Origin of the sequence: Sutcliffiella tianshenii (genome assembly GCF_016908565.1) — a bacterium.
GTDB lineage: Bacteria > Bacillota > Bacilli > Bacillales > Bacillaceae_I > Sutcliffiella_A > Sutcliffiella_A tianshenii.
In genome coordinates, this window is record NZ_JAFBED010000004.1 from 258,443 (window position 1) to 282,746 (window position 24,304).

The 24,304-nt window shown below is 46.2% G+C and carries 23 protein-coding genes, 1 other RNA gene and 1 other annotated feature; of the genes, 4 read left to right on the top strand and 20 right to left on the bottom strand.

Going from position 1 to position 24,304, the window contains the following annotated elements; genetic code table 11:
* Nucleotides 1-88: 88 nt before the first annotated feature.
* The 13 genes from hydA to JOC95_RS10930 all read right to left on the bottom strand — a co-directional run bounded on the left by hydA (nucleotide 89) and on the right by JOC95_RS10930 (nucleotide 13,035).
* The gene (gene hydA, locus JOC95_RS10870; RefSeq protein ID WP_204416027.1) at nucleotides 89-1,513 is read right to left on the bottom strand and encodes a dihydropyrimidinase; all 1,425 of its coding nucleotides are present in this window, start codon (nucleotides 1,511-1,513) and stop codon (nucleotides 89-91) included.
* A gap of 11 nt (nucleotides 1,514-1,524) precedes the next feature.
* Nucleotides 1,525-2,811, bottom strand: a complete 1,287-nt coding sequence (preA, locus tag JOC95_RS10875) for an NAD-dependent dihydropyrimidine dehydrogenase subunit PreA (RefSeq protein ID WP_204416029.1) — start codon at nucleotides 2,809-2,811, stop codon at nucleotides 1,525-1,527.
* Between the two features lie 33 nt (nucleotides 2,812-2,844).
* A complete protein-coding gene (locus JOC95_RS10880; RefSeq protein WP_204416032.1) occupies nucleotides 2,845-4,212 on the bottom strand; it encodes an NAD(P)-dependent oxidoreductase in 1,368 nt (455 codons plus the stop codon).
* Nucleotides 4,213-4,336: 124 nt separating this feature from the next.
* Complete coding sequence (locus tag JOC95_RS10885) at nucleotides 4,337-5,227, bottom strand: nitrilase-related carbon-nitrogen hydrolase (RefSeq protein ID WP_204416033.1); 891 nt, start codon at nucleotides 5,225-5,227, stop codon at nucleotides 4,337-4,339.
* 221 nt (nucleotides 5,228-5,448) lie between these two features.
* Nucleotides 5,449-5,604, bottom strand: a complete 156-nt coding sequence (locus JOC95_RS10890; RefSeq protein ID WP_204416034.1) for a YrzQ family protein — start codon at nucleotides 5,602-5,604, stop codon at nucleotides 5,449-5,451.
* 22 nt (nucleotides 5,605-5,626) lie between these two features.
* Nucleotides 5,627-5,824 carry a hypothetical protein gene (locus tag JOC95_RS10895; protein WP_204416035.1) on the bottom strand — a complete coding sequence of 66 codons (198 nt, stop codon included), beginning with the start codon at nucleotides 5,822-5,824 and terminating at the stop codon, nucleotides 5,627-5,629.
* A 13-nt stretch (nucleotides 5,825-5,837) separates the two neighbouring features.
* Nucleotides 5,838-6,314, bottom strand: coding sequence for a PRC-barrel domain-containing protein (locus JOC95_RS10900; RefSeq protein WP_239582844.1), 477 nt, complete (start codon nucleotides 6,312-6,314; stop codon nucleotides 5,838-5,840).
* A 112-nt stretch (nucleotides 6,315-6,426) separates the two neighbouring features.
* Entirely contained in the window at nucleotides 6,427-8,832 is a 2,406-nt protein-coding gene (gene recD2 / locus JOC95_RS10905; RefSeq protein ID WP_204416037.1) for an SF1B family DNA helicase RecD2, read from the bottom strand.
* An 18-nt stretch (nucleotides 8,833-8,850) separates the two neighbouring features.
* A complete protein-coding gene (locus tag JOC95_RS10910) occupies nucleotides 8,851-9,504 on the bottom strand; it encodes a tetratricopeptide repeat protein (RefSeq protein WP_204416038.1) in 654 nt (217 codons plus the stop codon).
* Between the two features lie 90 nt (nucleotides 9,505-9,594).
* On the bottom strand, nucleotides 9,595-10,710 hold the full coding sequence (gene mnmA / locus JOC95_RS10915; RefSeq protein WP_204416040.1) for a tRNA 2-thiouridine(34) synthase MnmA: 1,116 nt from the start codon (nucleotides 10,708-10,710) through the stop codon (nucleotides 9,595-9,597).
* Nucleotides 10,711-10,727: 17 nt separating this feature from the next.
* On the bottom strand, nucleotides 10,728-11,876 hold the full coding sequence (locus JOC95_RS10920) for a cysteine desulfurase family protein (RefSeq protein ID WP_204416042.1): 1,149 nt from the start codon (nucleotides 11,874-11,876) through the stop codon (nucleotides 10,728-10,730).
* A gap of 35 nt (nucleotides 11,877-11,911) precedes the next feature.
* Entirely contained in the window at nucleotides 11,912-12,328 is a 417-nt protein-coding gene (cymR, locus tag JOC95_RS10925; protein WP_204416044.1) for a cysteine metabolism transcriptional regulator CymR, read from the bottom strand.
* 32 nt (nucleotides 12,329-12,360) lie between these two features.
* The gene (locus JOC95_RS10930) at nucleotides 12,361-13,035 is read right to left on the bottom strand and encodes a YczE/YyaS/YitT family protein (RefSeq protein ID WP_204416046.1); all 675 of its coding nucleotides are present in this window, start codon (nucleotides 13,033-13,035) and stop codon (nucleotides 12,361-12,363) included.
* A 155-nt stretch (nucleotides 13,036-13,190) separates the two neighbouring features.
* Between JOC95_RS10930 and JOC95_RS10935 the strand changes: the two genes are divergently transcribed.
* Nucleotides 13,191-14,459, top strand: a complete 1,269-nt coding sequence (locus JOC95_RS10935; protein WP_204416048.1) for a replication-associated recombination protein A — start codon at nucleotides 13,191-13,193, stop codon at nucleotides 14,457-14,459.
* A gap of 521 nt (nucleotides 14,460-14,980) precedes the next feature.
* On the opposite strand, the gene JOC95_RS10940 is transcribed toward JOC95_RS10935, so the two are convergent.
* Nucleotides 14,981-15,328 carry a VOC family protein gene (locus JOC95_RS10940; protein WP_204416050.1) on the bottom strand — a complete coding sequence of 116 codons (348 nt, stop codon included), beginning with the start codon at nucleotides 15,326-15,328 and terminating at the stop codon, nucleotides 14,981-14,983.
* 135 nt (nucleotides 15,329-15,463) lie between these two features.
* Here JOC95_RS10940 and JOC95_RS10945 point away from each other — a divergent pair, with 135 nt between their 5' ends.
* Nucleotides 15,464-16,138 carry an RsfA family transcriptional regulator gene (locus JOC95_RS10945; protein ID WP_204416052.1) on the top strand — a complete coding sequence of 225 codons (675 nt, stop codon included), beginning with the start codon at nucleotides 15,464-15,466 and terminating at the stop codon, nucleotides 16,136-16,138.
* Between the two features lie 60 nt (nucleotides 16,139-16,198).
* Here JOC95_RS10945 and JOC95_RS10950 read toward each other — a convergent pair whose 3' ends face one another.
* On the bottom strand, nucleotides 16,199-16,966 hold the full coding sequence (locus JOC95_RS10950; protein ID WP_204416055.1) for a tRNA threonylcarbamoyladenosine dehydratase: 768 nt from the start codon (nucleotides 16,964-16,966) through the stop codon (nucleotides 16,199-16,201).
* 204 nt (nucleotides 16,967-17,170) lie between these two features.
* Here JOC95_RS10950 and JOC95_RS10955 point away from each other — a divergent pair, with 204 nt between their 5' ends.
* Nucleotides 17,171-17,551 carry a sunset domain-containing protein gene (locus JOC95_RS10955; RefSeq protein ID WP_204416057.1) on the top strand — a complete coding sequence of 127 codons (381 nt, stop codon included), beginning with the start codon at nucleotides 17,171-17,173 and terminating at the stop codon, nucleotides 17,549-17,551.
* 108 nt (nucleotides 17,552-17,659) lie between these two features.
* Here JOC95_RS10955 and ssrS read toward each other — a convergent pair.
* From ssrS to JOC95_RS10975, 4 genes are all read right to left on the bottom strand, one after another.
* Nucleotides 17,660-17,852: non-coding RNA, 6S RNA (ssrS, locus tag JOC95_RS10960), on the bottom strand.
* A 65-nt stretch (nucleotides 17,853-17,917) separates the two neighbouring features.
* A complete protein-coding gene (gene aspS, locus JOC95_RS10965) occupies nucleotides 17,918-19,690 on the bottom strand; it encodes an aspartate--tRNA ligase (RefSeq protein ID WP_204416469.1) in 1,773 nt (590 codons plus the stop codon).
* Nucleotides 19,691-19,693: 3 nt separating this feature from the next.
* Nucleotides 19,694-20,974, bottom strand: coding sequence for a histidine--tRNA ligase (gene hisS / locus JOC95_RS10970; RefSeq protein ID WP_204416059.1), 1,281 nt, complete (start codon nucleotides 20,972-20,974; stop codon nucleotides 19,694-19,696).
* 89 nt (nucleotides 20,975-21,063) lie between these two features.
* Nucleotides 21,064-21,320 (bottom strand) — a binding site (T-box leader).
* An 80-nt stretch (nucleotides 21,321-21,400) separates the two neighbouring features.
* Complete coding sequence (locus JOC95_RS10975; protein WP_204416060.1) at nucleotides 21,401-21,577, bottom strand: RNA polymerase subunit sigma-70; 177 nt, start codon at nucleotides 21,575-21,577, stop codon at nucleotides 21,401-21,403.
* Between the two features lie 135 nt (nucleotides 21,578-21,712).
* Here JOC95_RS10975 and JOC95_RS10980 point away from each other — a divergent pair, with 135 nt between their 5' ends.
* Complete coding sequence (locus JOC95_RS10980) at nucleotides 21,713-23,494, top strand: N-acetylmuramoyl-L-alanine amidase family protein (RefSeq protein ID WP_204416061.1); 1,782 nt, start codon at nucleotides 21,713-21,715, stop codon at nucleotides 23,492-23,494.
* A 352-nt stretch (nucleotides 23,495-23,846) separates the two neighbouring features.
* Here the strand turns inward: JOC95_RS10980 and dtd are convergent, their stop codons facing one another.
* A complete protein-coding gene (gene dtd, locus JOC95_RS10985) occupies nucleotides 23,847-24,287 on the bottom strand; it encodes a D-aminoacyl-tRNA deacylase (protein ID WP_204416062.1) in 441 nt (146 codons plus the stop codon).
* Between the last annotated feature and the right edge of the window lie 17 nt (nucleotides 24,288-24,304).

Genomic DNA, 24,304 nt, shown 5'->3' on the forward strand with positions numbered 1-24,304 from the left:
AGCTTTTAACAACAATTGCCTGACCTAAAAAAGTGATGTAGGTCAAGCAATCGGAAGGTCATCTGCATATGATTGTAGGGTAGGTTGGTCAGATAGGTTGCGTCTCGTTCTGCTTCAGTTTTTTCATTGTTCCATATTTTTCGCGTTTGATATATTGTCCACTGCCGGCCTTCCCGACAAACTGCCTATCACGAACGACAAATTCCCCGCGGACCATAACAGAGACAGGTTCGCCTGTAATCTTCATTCCTTCAAAGGCATTATAATCGACTGCCATATGATGGGTTGCAGCAGAAAGGATGCGCTCCTTGTTCGGGTCGAACAACACAAGGTCAGCGTCTGCCCCCACTGAGATCGTTCCTTTTTTCGGAAACATCCCAAAAAGCTTTGCGACTCTCGTAGATACGATGTCCACAAACTGATTAATTGTGATTCTTCCTTTCATTACACCTTCTGAGAAAAGGATGCTCACTCTATCCTCAATCATCGGCCCACCATTCGGTATCTTCGTAAAGTCACCTTTTCCCAAGCTTTTTTGACCGTTAAAATCAAAAGAGCATTGATCTGAACCCAATGTTTGAAGCTGTCCGCTCTTAAGGGCATTCCAAAGCACTTCCTGATGCCATTTTTCACGCAACGGAGGTGACCAGACGTATTTGGCACCTTCGAAGTCAGGCAACTCGAGATGGCTTTGGTCGAGCGCCAAATATTGTGGGCAGGTTTCCCCCCAGATATCCACGCCTTTGTTTCTCGCCTCGGCGATTTTTTCCACAGCCTCGGCACACGATACATGCACCACATACAACTGGGACTTTGCAAGGGAGGTTAGCTGGGCAGCCCTGCCTGTTGCCTCCCCCTCCACTTCCGGAGGCCTTGTCAAGGCATGATACACGGGATCTGTATTTCCATTCTTTAATGCTTCTTTTGTCAAATAGTCAATGACATCCCCATTTTCCGCATGCACCATCACGAGAGCACCTAAATCCTTGGCAGCGATGAGCGTACGGAATAATGTTTCGTCATCAGCCTGAAAAACATTTTTGTAGGCCATGAAAACTTTCAAAGAGGAGATTCCTTCTTCCTGTATCACAGCTGGAAGCTCTGAAAGCACACGCTCATTGATTTCGCCGATCATTAGATGGAAACTGTAATCAATGACCGATTTATCCTTTGACTTGTTGTGCCATGTTTGAATGGCATCTTTCAATGGTTTGCCTTTTTCAGTGAGACAGAAATCAATGATTGATGTTGTCCCTCCAAAAGCCGCTGCCATGGTCCCCGATTCAAAATCATCCTTTGTAACGGTCCCGCCAAATGGCATATCCAAATGCGTATGCGGATCGATGGCTCCTGGAAACACATAACAGCCTTTTGCATCGATCACTTCCGCATCCCCATCGGGTAAATTGTGACCGATGGCTGATATTGTTTCCCCTTCGATTAAAATATCCGCTTCATACCTGTCACTTGCGGTTACAATGACACCATTCTTGATCAGTTTTTTTCTTGCCATTTTCATTCCCCCTATTTAACCGTGTCCACTTCCATTTGCTTTAACAAGCCTAATGCAGACTGCCTATCATTCCACGTCATCGGCGGCTGTTCGTGTGGCAATTCCACCATCGTGATCGCATCTTCCACCGGACATACGATCGAGCAAAGATTACAACCGACACAATCCTCTTCCCTGACTCGCAAATAAGGCTTTCCATTCGGATCATTCAACATATCAATACACTGATGGGATGTGTCCTCACAGGCGATATGGCACTTGTTACAGTTAATACAGGTGTCCTGATTGATGCGGGCCACTATCTTATAATTAAGATCGAGATTGCCCCAATCCGAATACTTCGGAACGGATTTACCCACAAGGTCCATCACCGATTGAATCCCCTTGGAATCCAAATAATGTGAAAGTCCCTCTATCATATCCTCCACGATCCGGAAACCATGGTGCATGGCCGCCGTGCAAACCTGTACCCCAGTTGCTCCCATCAGCATGAATTCAACTGCATTCTGCCAATCCGATACCCCGCCCATCCCTGAGATTGGAACATTGATCCGCGGATTTCTTGCACATTCCCCGACCATATTCAGTGCAATAGGCTTTACTGCCGGACCGCAATAGCCTCCGTGAGCCCCTTTTCCAGCAACATGCGGAATCGTGTTCCAGCTGTCCAAGTCCACTCCAGCCAGACTGTTGATGGTGTTTATCATGCTGACTGCATCGGCTCCGCCTCTTACAGCCGCTTCAGCCGTTACCGTAATATCCGTTATATTCGGCGTAAGTTTGACAATAACAGGGGTTTTTGCGGCTTCCTTTGCCCAATAGGTCTGCTTTTCCACAAGCTCAGGCACCTGTCCGGATGCAGAACCCATCCCACGTTCCGCCATCCCATGCGGACAGCCGAAATTAAGCTCCAGTCCGTCCACTCCTACCGCTTCCACCTTCTTGACTATTTCATGCCACTTTTCCTGTTTGGGCTCCACCATCAGCGAGGCGATCAGCGCACGGTCGGGAAATCTTTTTTTCGTTTCAGCGATTTCCTTCAGGTTCACTTCGAGCGGGCGATCTGTTATCAGTTCGATATTATTGAATCCTGCGACCCTTTGTCCGTTGAAGCTTACTGCCGCAAACCGCGAAGACACATTGATAATTGGATCACCAAGGGTTTTCCAAACCGCTCCACCCCATCCTGCTTCAAAAGCCCTCTGCACCTGATAGCCTGAATTGGTAGGCGGTGCCGAAGCCAACCAAAAAGGATTGGGTGATTTGATTCCTGCAAAATTAATCGATAAATCTGCCAAACTGTTCCCCCCTCACTAGAATCGTTTACTATGTCAGGCTGTCTCTATCGCTTGTTTCACTAAGCTCTCATAAATGGCATAAGCAGTCTGTTTACCTTGCTGGGCCGCGGTCACCACCATTGCTTCCCCCTGCCCTTTCCCGAAAATGACATCACCACAGGCAAACACTTTATTATTGGAAGTGGCATGTGTGAGGGGATCTATTTTTACGACTCCTCCATCATGCTCCAGACCAAACTGGTCGATCAAGGACGTATACCTTGTCTGTCCAATTGCTTTGATCACCGCGTCCACTTCAAGCAGGAATTCCGATCCCTCCACTTTAACAGGCCTTCTGCGACCGTCCTCCCCCGGTGAACTAAGTTGCATTTTGATGCACTCAATGTGCGTTACTTCACCCGCTTCATTTCCGATGATTCTACTTGGCGCAGTCAGCCACCGGAACTCCACGCCATCCTGCTTGGCAAATTCATATTCGAAATCGTAGGCTGTCATTTCTTCCTGTGTTCTCCGGTAAAGGATTTTCACATTGGCCGCACCAAGCCTCACCGAACAGGTTGCACCATCAATCGCTGTATTTCCGGCTCCAATCACGACGACATTCTTCCCTTTGAATTGATCGCCGATGGCTTTTGTTTTCGTTTCTTTCACAAAATCTATCGCATCATAGACACCCGAAAGGTCCTCCCCTTCAATTCCAAGCATCGGTACACTTGCCATCCCGACCGCAAGGATCACCCCATCATACTGGGCCAGGATTTCCTCCACCCCGATATCCACTCCGACTCTCGTATTGGTCCTGATCTCTACATCCAGGCTCTTCACCTGATCTACTTCCCAATAGGAAACACTCTTAGGCAGACGGAACGATACGATTCCATACGTGTTCAGTCCGCCAGCCTCCGCCTCGGCTTCAAATATGGTCACTTCAAATCCCAAAAGGGCAAGCTCCCTTGCGGCTGATAGACCTGCTGGACCCCCTCCGACGACGGCAATCTTTTTACCATTCGGTGCACCTTTTGTGAAAAGGGTCTGTGCATTTTTCATCGCCCAATCGGTGGCATAACGCTGCAGGTCCCCAATGATGATCGGCTTTGTATGATGATTCAGCACGCATGCACCTTCACATAATTCCTCTGTCGGGCAGACCCTTGAGCAGCTTGCCCCTACAGGATTGGCAGACATGATTGTTTTGGCGGATCCTTTAAGGTTCCCTGAGGCTATTTTCTTGATAAATGTTGGGATATCAATGCTGGTTGGACAGGCGACGATACATGGAGCATCATAGCAATACAAGCATCGATTCGCTTCTTCGAGGGCTTCTCGATCCGTCAGGCCCGGCTTAACTTCCAGGAAATTTGAAGATAGATTATCGTAGTCGATCCTTTTGACAGTTTTCAATCCAACATCTCCTTTCTATTTCAAACATCGTAAAAAAGAGATCACTCTTTTTCATGTGTCCCCTTCATTCTGATGAAGGAATCCGGTTCACAATTTTTACGAAAGAGTCATCCCTTTATTGCCCTTAAGGCAAAAGTGCTGTCATTTCTTCATAGGTTTCCGGTCTTCTGTCCCGGTAGAACTGCCATACATCTCTCACTTCACGGATAAGTTTCTTGTTCATTTCGCCGATTATCACCTCATCCTGATCACGGCTGCCGATCGAAACAAAGGAACCGCGTGGGTCAACGAGGTAGGACTGTCCATAGAATTCGCCCATTTTCCAAGGCCCTTCCACTCCGACCCTGTTGATGGCACCTACATAATATCCATTTGCAACCGCATGGGCAGGCTGTTCAAGTTTCCACAAGTATTCGGATAGGCCTGCAACTGTTGCAGAAGGATTGAAGACTATTTCCGCTCCTTTTAGGCCTAAAAGGCGGGCGCCCTCCGGAAAATGGCGGTCATAGCATATGTAGACCCCGACCTTTGCATATGCGGTATCAAAAATCGGATACCCGAGATTCCCTGGCTTAAAATAGAACTTTTCCCAAAATCCATGACCCTGGTCACCGACACCGACCTGAGGGATATGCTGCTTGCGGTATTTGCCAAGATAGCTTCCATCCGCATCGATTACTGCCGCAGTGTTATAATAGGTGGCAATTCCTTCGCGCTCGTAGATTGGAAGGACAATGACCACTCCGAGTTCCTTTGCCAGATCCTGAAAAAGCTTCGTTGTCGGTCCATGAGGGATTTCCTCTGCCGCTTCGTACCATTTCGGGTTTTGTTCACTACAAAAATAAGGACCATAAAAAATCTCCTGTAAGCAGATGATTTGTGCCCCTTTTTCCTTTGCTTCCCTTACTAATTTAATGTGCTTCTCAATGGCAGCCTTCTTATGAACCTCCACCGGTTCTGTACCGTCGACATCATTGGAAGCTTGAATCAAGCCAATCATCACTTTGTCGGACATCCTATTACCCCCTTTGAAGAATGCACTAGCCTGTGCTACGGTATTAATTTTTAGAATTATTTGAACTTTATGTATATTGTACTTCCTTACTTGTCTTTTTTCACTATACATAATGTTAAATGATGAAGGGGCGAGACTGTCCATTGTGTAAAGTGAGGGAAACATATTTAAATCAAAAAAACCGCCCTGCCATTGGCAGGACGGGTTAAGTCAATCTAGTTTCAAGAAAACATACGCTTGGCGCGTTTTCTCATTTTTTTCATATTGCGTTTGGAAGTCATATCCCCAAGAAAGTTCTGTACATCATTGTTTTTGCTTAGACGGCTTGCTGCTGCCCCTAAGCCCATCATTAACAAAGAAGACATTGCTCTGTTCATGCGACTCACTCCCAACTATTGTTTACATGCTGATCTGCCGATCGTCTTCATGGAACAAATCATCCAATGAGCTTAGTGTTCCGTCCTCTTCGACTTGATGAGTATGGACCACGCCTTTGGAGACGGAAAGCTCAATAAAACAGCCCCAGCAGTAAAACTGGTTCACACCAATTTTTCCGATATCTTTACTTTTGCAATTAGGACAACAAAGAACCACCATCGAACACCTCTCGTTAGGTTGATATAGAAACGACGACGGTATCCTTTCCGATGATAAGGTCAGAAGGGTGGTGAATGATTTTCTTGCCCTCTGCAATATCAGCGAAAAAGCCGTCCGTTACCTCATATCCTACGATTGTGCCCGTTTCCTCTTCAAAATATACATCATCCAGGAGGCCGAGCTTGTTCCCTTCCCCAGTAAGAAAGGACTTCCCTTTTATACCATGCCCGTGGATGAAATACACCTCTTTATCCTCCTCTTTTGATAAGGAGTCAAGAGCACGCGCTTCCACCATGACACCGTCGTCCCCAAAGGATATGATATGTTCGAATGGAAGAAACTTTTTACGATGGAAGACCCCTTTTCCATCAATGAGGAGTCCTTTTATCTTCCCTGGTTCCTCTATGCAAAAGTCCGTAATCCGCCCTATCTTGTTACCTGATGCCCTATCATATATTAGCATCCCAACCACTCGAGAAAATGTTCTCAAAGAAACCCACCTCTTTTCGAACATTAATAGGTTTCGTCACGGGGAACAATGTCATACAGCGAAAGGTTTTCCATTTAAAAAAGAAAAAGGCCAGTCCATGGGACAGCCTCTTCTATTCATCTTCCCCCATGAAGTCATATGGCGAAATATTCTCCATTCCGATATTGGCATCCTTCCAGAAAGGGATCTCTGCAAGAACTGCTTCATCCACTTCTTCGGCCTGAATGATATCCGAACTTTTCATATTCAGCCTTTCTTTCAAGGAGGTCTGCCTTGCCTGTTCATCGGCCCGTTGTACCCCGATTCTTAATGCATCCTCTTCTCCGCAAAGGATCAAAAAGCGCTTTGAACGGGTCACTGCAGTGTAAAGCAGATTTCTGCGCAGCATCCGGTAGTAGCTTTTTACTACAGGAAGCACCACGATCGGAAACTCACTTCCTTGTGATTTATGTATCGAACAACAGTAGGCATGCGTAATCTGTCCCAAATCCTGTTTGGTATAGGTTACCTCATTGCCTTCAAATGATACGATCACCATGTCCTGCTTTTCCGTGTTCTCCTTGGCATAAAAGATGGTAACCACTTCACCTATATCCCCGTTGAATACATTGCTTTCCGGTTGATTGACGAGCTGAAGCACTTTGTCGCCTGTCCGATAGACGATATTTCCAAAAGCCAATTCCCGGCGCCCTTCACTTTTTGGATTGAACAGCTCCTGCAGCATTTCGTTCAGCTTATCTATCCCTGCATTTCCACGATACATCGGCGCCAGCACCTGGATATCGCGTGCGGTGTATCCTTTACTTTGGGCATTGGCACAGACTTTTTTGACCACATCCATTATCTGGCCCAGTCCGCATTTGATAAAGGAGCGATCCTTTTTGGCCACTGCAATATCCGCCGGGACTACCCCATCCTTCATATCATGCGCCAGTTCAATGATGGAGCTGCCATCCGCCTGTCTGTAAATATCCGTCAATTTTACAGTGGGAATCGCTTGTGATCCCAATAGGTCCTTCAACACTTGTCCAGGTCCTACGGAAGGAAGCTGATCTTCATCCCCGACGAGCACCACTTGTATATCTGCCGGGAGTGATTTGAACAACTGATTGGCGAGCCAAATGTCGACCATGGATACTTCATCCACAATCAACAGCTTGCCTGGGATCGGATTTTCTTCATCATGCTGAAAGCCTTCGGAACCGTTCCAGCCAAGCAATCGGTGGATGGTGAGAGAAGGCAGTCCCGTTGCTTCGCTCATCCTTTTCGCAGCCCTGCCTGTTGGTGCAACGAGCATGATAGGGAACGGATCATTCTTGGAATAATCGTTTGGCTCCAATGAACAGCCGTGAAGGTCTGCATACAGCTCCACAATCCCTTTGATGACTGTTGTTTTACCTGTTCCCGGCCCGCCTGTCAGTAGAAGCATCGGAGTCATCAATGCTTGCTGGATCGCTTCTTTCTGGGAAGGGGCATATTGTACCTTCAGCCTGTCTTCCAATTCACCAAGGGCCAGTAAGAATTCGGATTCAGGAAACTGATCCTCATATTGGGTTTGTTCCATGACTCTTTTTATATTTGTGACAAGGCCCTGTTCGGAAAAGTAGAGGCTCGGGAGATAGACACGACCTTCTTCTGACTTCAGTTTTCCTTCTTCCGTCAGCTGCAGAATTTCCCTTGAAATATCGGAATCCACAACCAATCCATGCTGCTTCTCATTTAAAAGCTTCCATACCGCTTCAACGAGTTGATTTTCCGATACAAAGCAATGCCCCTCTGACATGGAATGCTGCTCAAGCATGTACAAGCAGCCTGCCCTGATCCGGTCAGGGTGGCTGCCGGATATACCGAAGTGGCTGCCGAGCTCATCTGCCCTTGCAAACCCGATACCTTCGACGTCTTCTACAAGCTGATAGGGATTCTTTTGTAGGATGCTGATTGTTTCGTCCTTATAGGTCTGATAAATTTTCATGGACAGCTGCGGGCCGAACCCGAACTGTGAGAGGGCGATCATGACTTGTTCGAGTCCCTGATGCTCCATCAGCGAGTCATAGAGAAGCTTTGCTTTATCACCGGGAAGTTTTGGGATTGAGTCAAGGACCGATGGATTCTCCAAAATCTTGGAGATTGCATTCTCCCCCAGTGCATCCGCAATCTTTTCAGCCGTCTTTTTCCCGATACCTGAAAATAGATCACTGGATAGATACTGTACAATGCCTTGACGTGTTTGCGGGATATCTTTTCGGAAGTGTTCAACATGGAACTGAAGTCCAAAACGGGGATGCTCTTTCATTGTACCGAAAAATATGTAGGTTTCATCCTCGTGGATCCGAGGGAAATACCCTGTTACGACCGCTTCCTTTTCCTCATATGGAATATTCGTCTCTGTCACTCTGATCCTGACAACCGAATACATATTTGATTCGTTGTGGAAAATGGTGACGAGATGAGATCCTTTAATGAATTTTTCATGTTCCTCGAACAAGTCGAGAGAGGATTGCTGCTTTTGGTCCTTCATGGGATTTCCCTCCGTCCCTTAATTTTCGGTCAAAATCTTTTTAGCGTGTGCTGCAAGCATATGGTCTGCCTGCACATCCAATGCCTTGTCAAGCATCTCGATCGCCTTATCCCTGTTTTCCTGATAAGCATATGCCACACCAAGGTTATAATAGGCATCTGCATGCTCTTCATCGCTTTCCACTACCAGTTCAAACTCAGTTGTCGCTTCCTTGATCAACCCTTGTCCTGCAAGGCATAGCCCATATTGGAATCTTGCTTCGGCATCCTCAGGCTTCAGTTCGACAGCTCTCTGGAAGTATGGGAGTGCAAGTTTCGGCTGCTCGAACTGCAGCAATGTCATACCAAGCATGAAATAGATGTCGCTGTCATTGACACCCTTTTTCATCGCAAGCTCGAAATGATCCTTCGCCTCATGCCATTTTTCCAGCTGATAGTAGACATTACCGAGACCATAATGTGCTGTTCCCATGCTTTCATCTTTGGATAAGGCCCGTTCAAAGAACTTTATCGCTTTTTCCAGTTCTCCCACTGCGCTTAGCACATTTCCAAAGTTGACATACGCCACTGCGTTTTCCGGATTCTGTTCTATCTCTTCCGAAAAAGCAGCCAACGCCTCTTCATATTTTCCTTCTTGCAAGTATTGAATTCCCAATGCATTATTGTCTTTCATCTATGTTTGCACCTCTTTATCGCTGATTTACTTCAATAAGTATAACACAGGAAAAACCTCCACTCCCATTAAGAAGTAGAGGTTTTCTCATTATCCTACATACCATAATTTTTCATTGTTTTTAAAAACATGGTCGATCGTACCGCCGCCCAAGCATTCGTCCCCATTATAGAATACGACCGCTTGACCTGGTGTGATGGCACGGATCGGCTCGTCAAAGATCACCTTCACTCGGTTATCTTCAAGATGCTCGATGCGTACCTTGTTATCCTGTTGGCGATAACGAAATTTTGCCGTACATGAAAGCCCGTCTTCAGGAGCTTTGTCTGATACCCAGCTGACATCTGCCGCTATGATGGAATCGGAATAAAGAAGCTCGTTATCAAAGCCCTGGCCTACATACAGGACATTCTTTTCGAGATCCTTACCGATGACAAACCATGCATCACCGCTTCCGCCGATGCCGAGGCCGTGACGCTGGCCGATCGTATAATACATCAAGCCATCATGCTTGCCCATCACTTTCCCATCCATTGTCAGCATATTTCCAGGCTGTGCTGGTAGGTAGCCGCTCAGGAATTCCTTGAAGTTGCGTTCACCGATGAAACAGATGCCCGTACTGTCTTTCTTCGTGGCAGTAGCAAGCTCTGCACGCTTTGCAATTTCCCGCACTTCTGATTTTTGTATGTTTCCGATCGGGAACATGACTTTAGAAAGCTGTTCCTGGCCGAGCTGGTTCAGGAAGTAGGTTTGGTCTTTGTTCTCATCAAGCCCGCGAAGCATTTTGTACTCGCCGTCACGGAATGCAACCTGTGCATAATGTCCTGTTGCCAAATAATCGGCTCCAAGATCGATTGCATGCTCAAGGAAGGCTTTGAACTTGATTTCCTTGTTGCACATCACATCCGGATTCGGTGTGCGTCCTGCTTTATACTCATCCAGGAAATACTGGAATACTTTGTCCCAATACTGCTTTTCGAAATTAACCGCGTAATAAGGGATACCGATCTGGTTGCAGACACGGATTACGTCATTGTAATCTTCTGTTGCCGTACATACGCCGAATTCATCGGTGTCGTCCCAGTTTTTCATGAAAATACCGATTACATCGTAGCCTTGTTCTTTAAGAAGAAGCGCAGCTACAGAGGAATCCACTCCACCAGACATTCCTATTACTACACGGGTATCCTTTGGTGCTTTATTCATTTTGATCACCCCGTATTTTATTTCTTTCTTGTTAATCTCTTTACCACTTTTGCCGTTTGTTCGGCTGCGTGGATGATTTCTTCTTTTGTGTTGCCCAGGCCGAAGCTGAAGCGGATGGAGGAGGCGATGCGGTCTGAATCCTTGCCGAACATTGCTACAAGGACGTGTGACGGATCGATGGAGCCTGCCGTGCAGGCGGATCCGCTGGAAACCGCTACCCCGGCCAGGTCCAGGTTCACAAGCAGGGACTCTACATTTGTTCCTGGAAAATAAACATTCATGACATGAGGCAATGAATGTTCAACAGTACCGTTTATTTCGAATCGGACCTCTTCCCGCTCCCAAACTTCCTTCATCAATTGCTTGAACTCCAAATACTGGACCGCTTTTTGTGCTCCCTGTTCCACGCTCAATTCGATGGCTGTCTTGAGGCCGACGATCCCGGCCACATTCTCCGTACCGGCACGCCGTTTCCGTTCCTGCTCGCCTCCATAACTTAGTGGTGCAAAGCTTGTACCATTTTTGGCGTACAGGAAACCAACGCCCTTTGGTCCATTGATTTTATGGCCGGACATGGAAAGAAAATCAATTCCCAATTCATTTACATCTATGGAATAAAGGCCAAACGCCTGAACGGCATCGGTATGAAAATATGCCTGATGATCTTTTAACAATTCCCCGATCTCTTTCATCGGCTGGACTGTTCCCACTTCATTGTTACCAAACATGATGGTGACAAGGATCGTTTCATCTGTTAAAGCATCTGAAACATCTTCCATTTTCACCAATCCGTGTTCATCAACTGGAAGATAGGTTACCTTGAAGCCTTCTTTTTCGAGCTGTTCACACGTGTGCAGCACGGCATGATGTTCGATGGATGTTGTAATGATATGAGTGCCTTTGTTTTTGTTTGCACGTGCCACGCCTATGATTGCAAGATTATCCGCTTCTGTTCCACCGCTCGTAAAAATGATTTCATTTTCCTTCGCGCAGATAGCTTTGGCGGCAATGTTCCTAGCTTCATCCACATAATGCCTCGTTTTGCGGCCAAACTGATGAATGCTAGACGGGTTGCCGAATCCCTCTTTCATTACCGGAAGCATACTATCAATAACAGCCGGATGCATAGGAGAGGTTGCAGCATGATCTAAATAGACTCTTTTCAATGAGCACGCCTCCTTTCTATTTATAATGTTGTCCTTTAAATGTAAAACATATAAGCTTCCTGGTCCCCGCCGGAATAGTTGGCAAGGTCATCAAGTGTCGTGTTATCCAAAACATCCTTTACCGCATCACGGATCCGTATCCAAAGCTCACGCTTGGCAGGCTCCTCGTCCTCCAGCACTTCCACGGGACTGATCGGTCCTTCTAGTACCCGGATGATGTCACCTGCTGTGATTTTCTCCGGTTCATCCGCCAAAATATACCCGCCATATGCTCCGCGGATACTTTTTACCAGGCCGGCATTGCGCAATGGCGCAATCAATTGTTCAAGATAGTGTTCTGATAGGTCATGAGTCTGAGCGATTGTCTTTAATGACAACGGGCCTTCCCCCACGTTTTTCGCTAGCTCGATCATAATGGTCAATCCATAACGTCCTTTTGTTGAAATCTTCATTCCCTACACCCCTATTCTTACTTTCCAATAGCTTATAATTGCATCGTCAGATTATTATCATTTTTGTGCTGTATTTTATAAAGGATATTATCTGTAGTTTTCTGGCAGGCGGGAAGTGTCCATCCTACAATCGGACCGATCGTGAAGCTGAAAAGGATCGTCCCGATAAACACGGGTCCTCCTAAAAGCCACCCTACACATAATACTATTAATTCCATCGCTAATCTAATATGTTGCACTTTAAAGCCCGTCTTCTCCGTCAAGGCGATCATCAGACTATCCCTTGGACCGGCTCCGCAGCGCGAAGAGATATAGACGCCGATACCGACTCCTATCACCAGCACACCAAGGATCAGCATGAAAAGCTGCCCGAAAAATGAGTACGGTGTCTTCAAGTATGGAATGAACAGATACATATCAATGAATATGCCGACCATCAGCATATTCAAAAAGGCACCGACGGAAGGGAGCCTTTTTACAATCAGAGAAGAGATGGCCAAAATAAAAAAACCTGCAATGATGGACCATGTACCAATGGTTAAACCAACCTGGTAAAACAGGCCGATATGAAAAACATCCCATGGCGCACTGCCAAGGTCCGCCCTGATCATCAGCACGATCCCAAAAGACATAATCAATAAACCGAAAAAATAAATGGACCATTTCGCCAAAAATAAGCTTCTGCCTATACTCCGCTCACCTTGCATACATTCGCTACCCTTCTTTTGTATATACTTGTTAGCTAATAAAATCTATCCCATTATAGCACAGAATATGAGGTATTACATTTCTAACCATGACTTTAATTGTGGTAGAGTGGGTAATAGAAGAAGATGCTAAAGTAAGCAGGAAGGTGTTTTATATGAGCAGCAAACCGTTGGCCTTTCGAATGAGGCCGAGAACGATAGATGAAATGGTAGGTCAGGAGCATTTGGTCGGAGAAGGAAAGATCATACAGAGGATGGTAAAGGCCAGGCACCTCTCCTCGATGATCCTATATGGTCCGCCTGGAATCGGGAAGACCTCGATTGCCACAGCCATCGCAGGCAGCACACAATATGCTTTCCGGACGTTGAACGCAGTCATCCATAACAAAAAGGATATGGAAATCGTGGCAGAGGAAGCGAAAATGTCAGGCAAGGTGATCTTGATTTTGGATGAGGTTCACCGCCTGGACAAAGCGAAGCAGGACTTTCTTTTGCCGCATCTGGAGAATGGCAGGATCGTACTGATCGGGGCAACGACAAGCAATCCCTATCATGCCATCAACCCTGCAATAAGGAGCAGATGTCAGATTTTCGAACTGCATCCCTTATCTGTCGAGGAAATCCAGGATGTATTGAAGCAGGCATTGAATGATAGTGAACGTGGTTTAGGGGACTATAAAATCAACTTGAGCAGTGAAGCCATGGAGCATTTTTCGAATGGCTGCGGCGGTGATGTGCGTTCCGCATTGAATGCCCTCGAGCTTGCAGTCCTGTCTTCTGCCCCGGATGAAGAGGGCTTTATAAATGTAGATCTGAACGCTGCCGAAGAATGCCTGCAAAAAAAGAGCTTTTATCATGACAAGGATGGAGATGGACATTATGACGTCCTTTCTGCATTCCAAAAATCGATACGGGGCAGCGATGTGGACGCCGCACTACACTATTTGGGCAGATTGATCGAAGCGGGCGATCTTGTCAGTATCGCAAGAAGGCTTTTGGTCATCGCGTATGAGGACATCAGCCTTGCAAATCCTCAGGCGGGTGCACGGACACTTGCAGCAATTGAAGCCGCTGAGAGGCTTGGCTTTCCGGAAGCAAGGATACCACTGGCAAATGCAGTCATCGAGCTTTGCCTGTCCCCAAAATCCAATACTGCATACAAGGCATTGGATGAGGCACTGGCCGATATCAGAAGAGGTCTTGTTGGAGAAGTGCCTGCCCATCTCAAGGACGCTCATTATAAAGGAGCTTCCAAATTGGGGCGTGGCGTCGATTATCTCTATCCACATGATTACCCTGGCGGCTGGGTGGCACAGCAGTATCTCCCTGATAAACTGAAGAACAAATCGTACTATAAACCAAAGGAAACAAGTAAATTCGAAGCTGCCCTGGCCCAGATCTATCAAAAGACGAAAAAGAAATGATTTAAGGCCTTTATTGTTAAGTAGTTAAAATGTAAGCATCAAATGAAGCCGTTGATTTCCGCTCCGGACACTTGCTTTCCGCGGGGACGGATGGGAGCCTCCTCGGCTTCGCCTGTGGGGTCTCCCATGCCCTCTACTATCCCGCAGGAGTCAAGTGTCCTCCGCTACAATCAACTCAGTTTTTTAATATTATTTGTTCTACTGAAGTATAAAGATAAGACAAAGGGCAATTTTTTCAACCTTTAGACAGGAAAATTCATCCTTTCCTTTACCCCTGTTGGTTGGAGTGCAAGGTGTGAGACTCCTGCGGGAGCAGCGTGTCAAGGGAGACCCCGCAGGTGCACAGCACCGAGGAGGCTCCCGAGGCCGCCCGCGGAAAGCGAACACCTGGAACGGAGACCAACAGGGAGTTTAATGTTGAAACCTTATCCTTAACCCAGCTATAAATTTAAAAACAACAACCTTTACGAAAATAGCCTAATTAAAATGGCTTGCCCGATGATGCGGCAAGCCATTTCTTTTTACTTTTGTTCAATCAAACCGATATCGATTCCCGTCGGCTCTTTGAGGTAGGCGAGATAAAATGTATCAAAATCCATCTTCTCCCTGACCACTACGGCCCCTTTTACCTTGGCGATGGCCAATATTTCATCAATGGAATCCACTTCAATCTGTATCCTTGTGCCTTGTGGATGATCTTCTGGCCCTTTTGCTATGCCGCCACTCATGATATTTGCACCTTTACCGGTCACCACTGGCCAATATTCCCAATTCGGTTCGCCGATTTCCCAACCGAATACATCCTCAAAAAACTTGGTCGCTTTTTCGGGCTCCCTGCTGCTGATTTCAAAACCAACCACTCTATTCATTTTATCGCCCTCCCTATTTATCTATTTCCCTACTAGTTCTCCTAATTAACTCTTATTCCTTTATTGATTGTATAATCTCCTATGTTTTTGTCCAAGATGGTAAAAAAACGTCCGTTTTAAAAGGAGTGTCAAACTATGAAAGTTCGTCAGGATGCATGGTCCCATGAAGATGATCTACTATTGGCAGAAACCGTTTTACGATACATAAGAGACGGCGGTACACAGTTGGCCGCTTTTGAAGAAGTTGGCGATAAACTGAATCGCACGTCAGCAGCCTGCGGATTCAGGTGGAATGCTGAGGTCCGAAAAAAATACGAGCCGGCGGTAGCCATTGCAAAAAAGCAGCGGAAAGAGCGCAAACGGGCTTTGGACAAGCTGAAAAAGCAAGAATTCTCTGAGGGCAAGAGTGCTGCAAAGACAATGCCGGCAGTGGAAATGGAATGGCTCCCCGCACCATCTGGCACCACAGCGCAATGGAGCATCCCTGCTTCCTTCCAATCACAGTTGCAGGAGGTAGAGGAAACGGATGCTTACCAACCTCTCCCATCAAATCAGGGAATCACATTGGATGACTGCATTCATTTCATGCAAAACCTGAAACGTGAAAAAGAATTCGGCCAAGGCTCACAACTGGAACACGAACGCTTGAAACATGAGAACCATCTGTTAAAAAGAAGGATTGCAGCTTTGGAAGATCAGCTTCATAAACTTGAAGAGAAGCAGAGTGTCATCAATGATGACTATGAAATGCTCGTTCAGATCATGGATCGTGCGAAGAAGATGACAGCACTGCAGAATGAGGTTATGTAAGACAAAATAAAAAGGATGACAGCCTGAGCAAATCTGCTCTTTCTGTCATCCTTTTCCGTTTTATTGCTTTCCGCCAACACGCTGGATATGGATATCTTTCAATAGATCATTGATTACATATCCGCCAAGGATCAGTCCTGCAACAGACGGAACAAATGCATTGGAGGAAGGAGGCATTTTAGCCTTTCGAATTTGCGCCTGGTCATTCCCAACCGTTTTCCGTACCTCTTCACGGATGATGATCGGGCTTTCGTCAGAGAATACCACCTTGATCCCGCGGTGAATCCCCTCTTTTCTCAGCCTTGTACGAATGACTTTGGCAATCGGATCTGTATGTGTCTTTGAGATGTCTGCCATCTTGAAACGTGTCGGATCCGTTTTATTTGCCGCTCCCATGCTGGAAACAATCGGAATCTTCCGCTTCAGGCATTCTTTCATGAGGTGGATTTTATAAGAGATGGTATCGGACGCATCAATGACATAGTCCAGGCCATAGCTGAAAAATTCCTCATATGTTTCATCTGTATAGAACATTTTCAACGCAATCACTTCACACTCGGGATTGATATCGGCAATGCGTGCCTTCATCAGGTCCGCTTTAGGTTGTCCAACCGTGGAAACCAATGCATGGATCTGACGGTTTACATTCGTGATATCGACAACATCCTTATCAACAAGGATAAGACGCCCCACTCCAGAACGGGCAAGGGCTTCTGCGGAAAATGAACCTACTCCCCCGATTCCGAGTACTGCAACCGTACTGTTTTTCAGCGTTTCCAATCCTTCTTTACCTATTGCTAGTTCATTTCTTGAAAATTGGTGTAGCATGACCCATCAACTCCATTTATGTCTTGTATCTTTTCTTTTCTTATCGGCTTTTTAGAATTGTACCCGAAAATGAATATAACATACTTCAAGGGAAATGCAAGTAGTCATATAGGAATTTCTTTTATGACGAAAAAGGTTTACATGCCTTATAATAGAGGGAATAGTAACCTGATAATTATTTTTGTTGAAGGCGGGGAGTCTGTGATGAAAAAATTGTATAAGGCATTATCTTTCCTATTAGTGATCAGCAGTGGAATTTTGACATTATGCAGGATGAACAAATCCAACAAAGAGATGATTGCAAAGGAAACCACTTCCTTTCAAGTGAAACAGACCTTGGCTGCAATAGCGGCAACGCTCGAACGAACCGCGGTGGATGAAAAACCTCTTGAAGAAAGTCCGGAAGATGCCGAAAAGGTTAAAGATGACAGGGATCCTCCTTTGATAAAAGGAAATAAAAATGGCCGCGGCGAGTATATCTACCATATGCCTGGCGGTGTATTCTATGATAGGACAACTCCTGTTGAATGGTTTCATACAGAAGCAGAGGCACAGGAAAAAGGATATCGCAAATCGGCGAGATGAATATTGGCAATGACAAGGAATGCCCATGTAGAGGGGGCATTCCTATTTTTTTACAAAAAAACCGACACCCCAAAAACACTGGAATGTCGGTTTTAAATCCGTATGTAGGCAAGTCCCAATCGTGCCGTCGTTTGATGCCTTCGTTTTGAACCCGCTCACAGCAGGTGGGTGCTCTGTTTCATGCTTTTTATACGTCCTCTTGCGTTAGGAGGCATGTACGCAGCAACGAAAACTCTGAGCTCCCGTATAATCTATTGTTCGGTCAAAACAATAGGTTATACGACGAACACATCAGGACTTGCGACTTCTTGAAAGTATCATAACACACGCATTTTTTGTTTGCAAGAGTTCACCGTATGGGAAAATCTACTCTTTTTTGACAGCCAGCGACAAATGTAATTCGTCTAATTGCCCACCTGCAACAGGGCTTGGCGCTTGTGTCAGGATATCGCTCGCACTAGCCGTTTTAGGGAATGCGATGGTATCGCGAAGGTTCGTTCTGCCTGCAAGAAGCATTACTAGACGGTCAAGGCCAAGCGCGATTCCTCCATGTGGAGGTGTGCCATATTCGAAGGCTTCAAGCAGGAATCCGAATTGTTCCGTTGCTTCCTCCTGGCTGAAACCGAGCACTTTAAACATCTTCTCCTGGATGTCGCGTTCGTAGATTCGGAGTGATCCGCCACCAAGCTCATATCCGTTCAACACTAAGTCGTATGCTTGTGCCCGTACCTCGCCTGAGTTGCTTTCAAGCAATGCCAGATCTTCTCGGACAGGCATCGTGAACGGGTGATGAGCTGCAAAATAGCGTCCCGCTTCCTCGTCGTACTCAAGCAATGGCCAGTCTGTCACCCATAGGAAGTTGAATTTGCTTTCATCGATCAAGCCAAGTTCTTTTCCAAGCTTCATACGAAGCGCCCCTAGTGCATCAGCAACGACAGATTTCTTATCAGCTACGAATAGAAGTAAGTCGCCTTCTTGCGCATCGAGGGTCTGAATGAAACTTGCCTGTTCCTCTTCATTGAAGAACTTTGCAATAGGTCCTTTTAACCCATCCGCTTCAACTTTTAACCATGCCAGTCCTTTTGCACCATATACCGAGACAAATTCAGTTAATGCATCTATGTCTTTACGGGAGTAGTTTCCGGCTTTGCCTTTTACATTGATGGCCTTCACTTGCCCTCCGTTTGCCACCGCTGCACTGAACACTTTGAATCCGCAATTTGCAACTTGCTCGGACAGATCGACAAGTTCCATGTCAAAGCGGGTATCAGGCTTGTCGGAACCATATCTGTCCATCGCATCCTGGTAAGTGATACGGGGGAAGTTTTCCGGTACATCCACGCCCTTCGTATTTTTCATGACCATTCGCATCATATCTTCCATCATGCCGATGATTTCTTCCTGGGAAAGGAACGAAGTCTCAATGTCGACTTGCGTGAACTCCGGCTGTCTGTCGGCACGAAGGTCCTCATCACGGAAGCAGCGGGCGATCTGGTAGTAGCGTTCCACACCGGAAACCATCAACAGCTGCTTGAATATTTGCGGTGATTGAGGCAAAGCATAGAATTCGCCTGGATGTACCCGGCTTGGCACTAGATAGTCGCGTGCACCTTCAGGCGTGCTTTTTGTCAGGATCGGAGTTTCCACTTCCAGGAACTGCTGGTCGTTCAAAAATTCGCGAATCGATCTTGTTACATCATGACGCATTTTCAGCGTGTCGAACATGACCGGTCTGCGAAGGTCCAAGTAGCGGTATTTCAAGCGGATATCTTCGCTTACCTCTGTTTTGTTGTCAATAACGAAAGGAGGAGTCTTCGCTGCATTCAATACTTCGATCGCTTCGGCGTGAACCTCGATTGAGCCTGTTTTCAGGTTAGGGTTTACAGTTGCCGCATCACGGGCAACCACCTTCCCTTTGATATATAGAACATACTCGTTACGTACATTTTCAGCTGTTTGGAGCGCTTCAGATGATACATCCGGGTTGAATACGATCTGCACCAATCCTGTACGGTCGCGAAGGTCAAGGAAAATAAGACCTCCAAGGTCACGGCGCTTCTGCACCCAGCCTTTCAGTTCGATTACTTCTCCAATTGATGTTTCCGGCACTTCTCCACAAAAATAAGTTCTAGCCTGCATCATTTATCTCTCCCCGCTTTTCTTTTCCAATAAGTATGTTGCAATATTTTCAAAGGGTACTTCCTGTTGTTCACCTGTTACCATTTCTTTTATCGTGACGACACCCTTAGTCAGCTCATCATCACCGAACACAAGCGTAAATTTGGCATTCAACCGGTCGGCTGCTTTGAATTGCGCCTTCAACTTTTTATCTTGATAATCCTTTTCAGCTACAATCCCCGCTTTTCTTAAATCAAACAATAGCTTTACGGCTGTTTCTTTCGCTTTGTCACCCAGTGCGACCACATAGCAGTCTATCTCTTCTTGAATCGGGAATTCCACCTTTTCCGCTTCCATGGCTGATATCAGGCGTTCAATGCTTAGGGCAAAACCGATACCAGGGGTTTCCGGTCCGCCAATTTCCTGAACCAGACCATTATATCGGCCTCCCCCGCATAGGGTGGTGATGGCGCCAAAGCCTTCTGAAGTGCTCATGATTTCAAACGCTGTGTGGTAATAGTAATCAAGTCCCCGTACAAGATTAGGATCAATTTCATATTGGATGCCAAGCGCAGTTAGGTAAGCGACAACTTTATCAAAGTATGCCTTGGACTCTTCATTCAAATATTCAAGAATGGATGGCGCAGTTGCCATCAATTCGTGGTCACGGTCCTTTTTGCAATCAAGGATGCGCAAAGGATTCTTTTCCAGGCGGCCTTGGCAATCCCCGCAGAACTCCTCGATTCGAGGCTGGAAGTGCTGGATCAGCGCATCTCGGTGTGCTTGACGGCTTTCCTTGTCTCCAAGACTGTTGATGACCACCTTGAGGTTTTTAAGCCCGAGGCTTGTGTAAAGTTCCACTGCCAAAGCGATTACTTCCGCATCGATGGACGGATCATTACTGCCTAACGCCTCCACCCCGAACTGGACAAACTGACGGAAACGTCCAGCCTGTGGCCGTTCATAACGGAACATCGGACCCACATAATAAAGCTTTGTCGGTTGATTCGGAGACCCGAACATTTTGTTTTCTACATAGGAGCGGACTGTCGATGCAGTTCCCTCCGGACGCAGCGTAAGACTTCTGCCTCCTCTATCCTCGAATGTGTACATTTCCTTCTGGACCACATCCGTCGTTTCCCCCACTCCACGAAGGAAAAGCTCCGTGCTTTCAAAGATCGGAGTGCGAATCTCCTTATAATTATAAAGCTGACAGATCTCCTTCGCCTTTGTTTCAATGTACTGCCACTTTTCCACCGTACCAGGCAAAATATCCTGTGTACCCCGCGGTATCTGAATTGCCATTATCGGTTCCTCCTTTTATTTCCAAATGGGGCCAGACCCCTTTTTTATCAATACAAAAAACTCCCGCCCCTTGCTTAACTGATCGTTAAACAAGGGACGGGAGTTGAATTCCCGTGGTGCCACCCTAATTGAAGCAACATTCATCCAAGAAACGATGAATATGATGCTTCCACTCAAAGCAGTTAACGCCTGCAACGTCCTTCTCCTAATAGAGCAATTGCTTTTTCAGAGAGGATCCTAAGGAGTGTTCGTTCATTGGGTCATCATGGGGAAATGCTTTCAGCCCGGGGCATCTCTTCTCTTTCCATGTGTATTCACAACTACTGTTCTCCATCATTGGAACTGATATATTATGTAACTTCATTATTGGTTGCGGAAGTTTGATACTTGCTAGTATATATAGATTCAAAAGCACTTGTCAAGGTTTTATTGAAATCGATTCAGATGTTTTTTCATCGCCTTCACATCACGCACCGTAATCCCAAACTCCGAAGCCAGCTCCACATATGTGGAATCCTTCTCTTTTTCTATAAAATCGTGAAAGCTTACACCAAATACATCTTTGCTTCCATATGCATGATTGTGCTTCTCATTGAATTTCATGGAAGATCGCCCCCTTTTTCATAAACACTGACTACTAGTCTCCCCGTTTTCCGAGAAAAATTTCACCTAAAGGAGGAATTTTTACTCCAGATGAAGAAATAAGTAGGTTATCCTTTAGAATAGGAGGCTTTACTATTGCTTCAAAAACTACATATCTTAGCAATTGGACTTTTACTTTTTTCTACAGTTTTTGCCACGGTCCATATCCCATCCGCCCATGCTGACGGGACGATCGAGGTGAGCACGGATGTCCTGAATGTACGGGACAAGCCTGATGCCAACTCGCTTGTCATTTCAAAAGTGTTGCGGGGAGAAACGTATCCTGTTGTCGATACAAAAGGGGAATGGATCAAGGTTCAGGTTACCTCCAGCAAGGCCGGGTGGGTGGCTTCCTACCTCGTGACGGACAAGCAAGGATCACCTTCACCTTCCGGGAATTCCGAATCGACAGATGGGGTGCAGGTGTTGACCGATGACCTCCGAGTCCGCTCTGGCCCCGGAACAAGCTTTAACGTAATCGGTTTTGTCCAGAGCTCTGATTCTGTAAGCTTTCTCGATCAGAATGAAAACTGGGTTAAAATTCGCACATCAGGTTTGGAAGGCTGGGTTTCAAGTGAATTTGTAAGCATCCAGACCAAAAAGAAGAAGAAAAAAGAAACAACAGATTCACAAGAGCAAGGGAATGAAAGCACACCCCGATCAGCAACGATCCTCACGGATGGACTGAACATCCGCAGCGAGCCGTCCACTCAAAGTAAGGTTCTTGGTACGCTGTCTAACGGAACCGTCGTAGAAGTGCTTTCTCAAAAATCGAGCTGGCTGAAGATTTCATTTGAAGGAGAAACCGGCTGGATCCATTCTGATTATGCAGATCTACATACTGACAGCGGCAACGAAGCCCCTTCCAAAAAGAAAGGTAAATCGAGTGCGACCATTTCTGTTTCCGGATTAAATGTTCGCAATGAGCCGAATCTTAATGGGAAGATCATTGATCAGATCTCCCAGGGAACTGAGGTGACCATCATCAGTGAACGCAATAATTGGTGTGAGATCGAATATGCAAACGGCAATACAGGATGGGTCGCAGGATGGTTTTTAGAGAGAAAATCACTATCTGCTAATCCCGGCAATGTCAATGTAACAGGGGATGGAAGTATCATCATTTTGGATAACGGGACGAACATCAGAAGTGAACCAAGTACAACTGCAAAGGTCGTCTATCGTGCAAATGAAGGGGAAACCTTCTCCATTAAAGGTTTAGAGGATGATTGGTACAAAATAGAGCTGTCAGATGGCACAACTGCTTATGTAGCCGGCTGGATTGTTACCACAAAGGGCCAGGCCCCTACCATCACAAGGGCAGGATCTGAACAGTATCTGCGGAATAAGGTAATCGTCATCGACCCGGGACATGGCGGAAAAGATGTCGGTGCCATTGGCGTGCAGGGAACATATGAGAAGGATCTAACTTTAAGGACATCTCGACTTTTGCAGGACAAGCTGAAAGCGGCGGGAGCAACTGTTTATCTGACAAGGCAGAACGATTCGTTCGTCAGCCTGCCGGCCAGGGCCCGCACTGCGAACCATCATGGAGCGGATGTATTCATCAGTGTCCATTATGATAGCATTGATGATTCAAGCGTTACAGGTACGACGACCTTCTATTACGGCGGCGCAGATCAGCAGCTTGCTGATTCAGTCCACCAATCATTAATCCAACTCACAAATTTACGGGATCGAAATGTACGACAGGAGAATTACCTCGTATTGAGAGAAAATATGCAGCCCTCCCTGCTTCTTGAGCTTGGCTATATCAGTAACCGAGGGGAAGAGCTGACCATTCTTTCAAGCGACTTCCAGGAAAGGGCAGCAACCGGGATCTATCAGGGGCTGGCTCATTATTTCCGGGATAGATAATAAATAAAACAAGTGCTTTGCTGTATCATTCGGCAGTAGCGCTTGTTTTTTGTTATTGCCCTTTAAACACCGCTGTTGATTTCCGCACTAGGCTTCGCTTTCCGCGGGGCGTTTGTGGAGCCTCCTCGGCGCAAATTGCGCCTGTGGGGTCTCCACTAAACGCTATCTCCCGCAGGAGTCTTCGCCTATTGCTCCAATCAACAGCTAGTGATCTTCAAAATTTGCTCTATTCATTTACAAGACCTTCTAAGAACTTATTTGTTGTTTTCAGTTATTTATTTTTTTTATTGATAAAATAAAAACGCCGCCGACCACTCGTTTTTGAGCAGTTCGACGGCATCAATATACCAACTTATTTACTTTCCACAATCAGGGTCACTGGTCCGTCATTGATGAAATCAACTTCCATCATCGCACCAAATTCGCCTGTTTCCACCTTTATGCCCTTTTCACGTAGCTTACCGTTGAATGCTTCATAGATCTCTGAAGCATGATCAGGCTTTGCTGCGTCCATAAAGTTCGGGCGTCTTCCTTTGCGGCAATCTCCGTAAAGGGTGAACTGTGAAACAGAAAGTATCTCCCCGCCAACGTCCAGCAGGGAATGATTCATTTTTTCATTTTCATCTTCAAATATACGGAGGTTAACGATTTTGTCTGCTACATATGCAGCATCCTCCACAGTATCTTCATGGGTCACACCGACAAGCAGCATCAAGCCTTTGTCAATGCGGCCAACCACGTTCCCCTCTACTCGGACTTCTCCTCGTTTCGCACGTTGCAACACTACTCTCATATATGAAAAACCCTCAC

Excerpts from the sequence above, each read along its gene's own strand:
- JOC95_RS10975 (WP_204416060.1), bottom strand. The coding sequence starts at position 21,577 with ATGAAATTCAATGAGAAGCACAATCATGCATATGGAAGCAAAGATGTA.
- dtd (WP_204416062.1), bottom strand. The coding sequence starts at position 24,287 with ATGAGAGTAGTGTTGCAACGTGCGAAACGAGGAGAAGTCCGAGTAGAG.
- JOC95_RS10890 (WP_204416034.1), bottom strand. The coding sequence starts at position 5,604 with ATGAACAGAGCAATGTCTTCTTTGTTAATGATGGGCTTAGGGGCAGCA.
- JOC95_RS10930 (WP_204416046.1), bottom strand. The coding sequence starts at position 13,035 with ATGCAAGGTGAGCGGAGTATAGGCAGAAGCTTATTTTTGGCGAAATGG.
- JOC95_RS10885 (WP_204416033.1), bottom strand. The coding sequence starts at position 5,227 with ATGTCCGACAAAGTGATGATTGGCTTGATTCAAGCTTCCAATGATGTC.
- aspS (WP_204416469.1), bottom strand. The coding sequence starts at position 19,690 with ATGCAGGCTAGAACTTATTTTTGTGGAGAAGTGCCGGAAACATCAATT.
- hydA (WP_204416027.1), bottom strand. The coding sequence starts at position 1,513 with ATGGCAAGAAAAAAACTGATCAAGAATGGTGTCATTGTAACCGCAAGT.
- hisS (WP_204416059.1), bottom strand. The coding sequence starts at position 20,974 with ATGGCAATTCAGATACCGCGGGGTACACAGGATATTTTGCCTGGTACG.
- JOC95_RS10935 (WP_204416048.1), top strand. The coding sequence starts at position 13,191 with ATGAGCAGCAAACCGTTGGCCTTTCGAATGAGGCCGAGAACGATAGAT.
- JOC95_RS10950 (WP_204416055.1), bottom strand. The coding sequence starts at position 16,966 with ATGCTACACCAATTTTCAAGAAATGAACTAGCAATAGGTAAAGAAGGA.
- mnmA (WP_204416040.1), bottom strand. The coding sequence starts at position 10,710 with ATGAATAAAGCACCAAAGGATACCCGTGTAGTAATAGGAATGTCTGGT.
- cymR (WP_204416044.1), bottom strand. The coding sequence starts at position 12,328 with ATGAAGATTTCAACAAAAGGACGTTATGGATTGACCATTATGATCGAG.
- JOC95_RS10945 (WP_204416052.1), top strand. The coding sequence starts at position 15,464 with ATGAAAGTTCGTCAGGATGCATGGTCCCATGAAGATGATCTACTATTG.
- JOC95_RS10940 (WP_204416050.1), bottom strand. The coding sequence starts at position 15,328 with ATGAATAGAGTGGTTGGTTTTGAAATCAGCAGCAGGGAGCCCGAAAAA.
- JOC95_RS10895 (WP_204416035.1), bottom strand. The coding sequence starts at position 5,824 with ATGGTGGTTCTTTGTTGTCCTAATTGCAAAAGTAAAGATATCGGAAAA.
- JOC95_RS10955 (WP_204416057.1), top strand. The coding sequence starts at position 17,171 with ATGAAAAAATTGTATAAGGCATTATCTTTCCTATTAGTGATCAGCAGT.
- JOC95_RS10910 (WP_204416038.1), bottom strand. The coding sequence starts at position 9,504 with ATGAAAGACAATAATGCATTGGGAATTCAATACTTGCAAGAAGGAAAA.
- recD2 (WP_204416037.1), bottom strand. The coding sequence starts at position 8,832 with ATGAAGGACCAAAAGCAGCAATCCTCTCTCGACTTGTTCGAGGAACAT.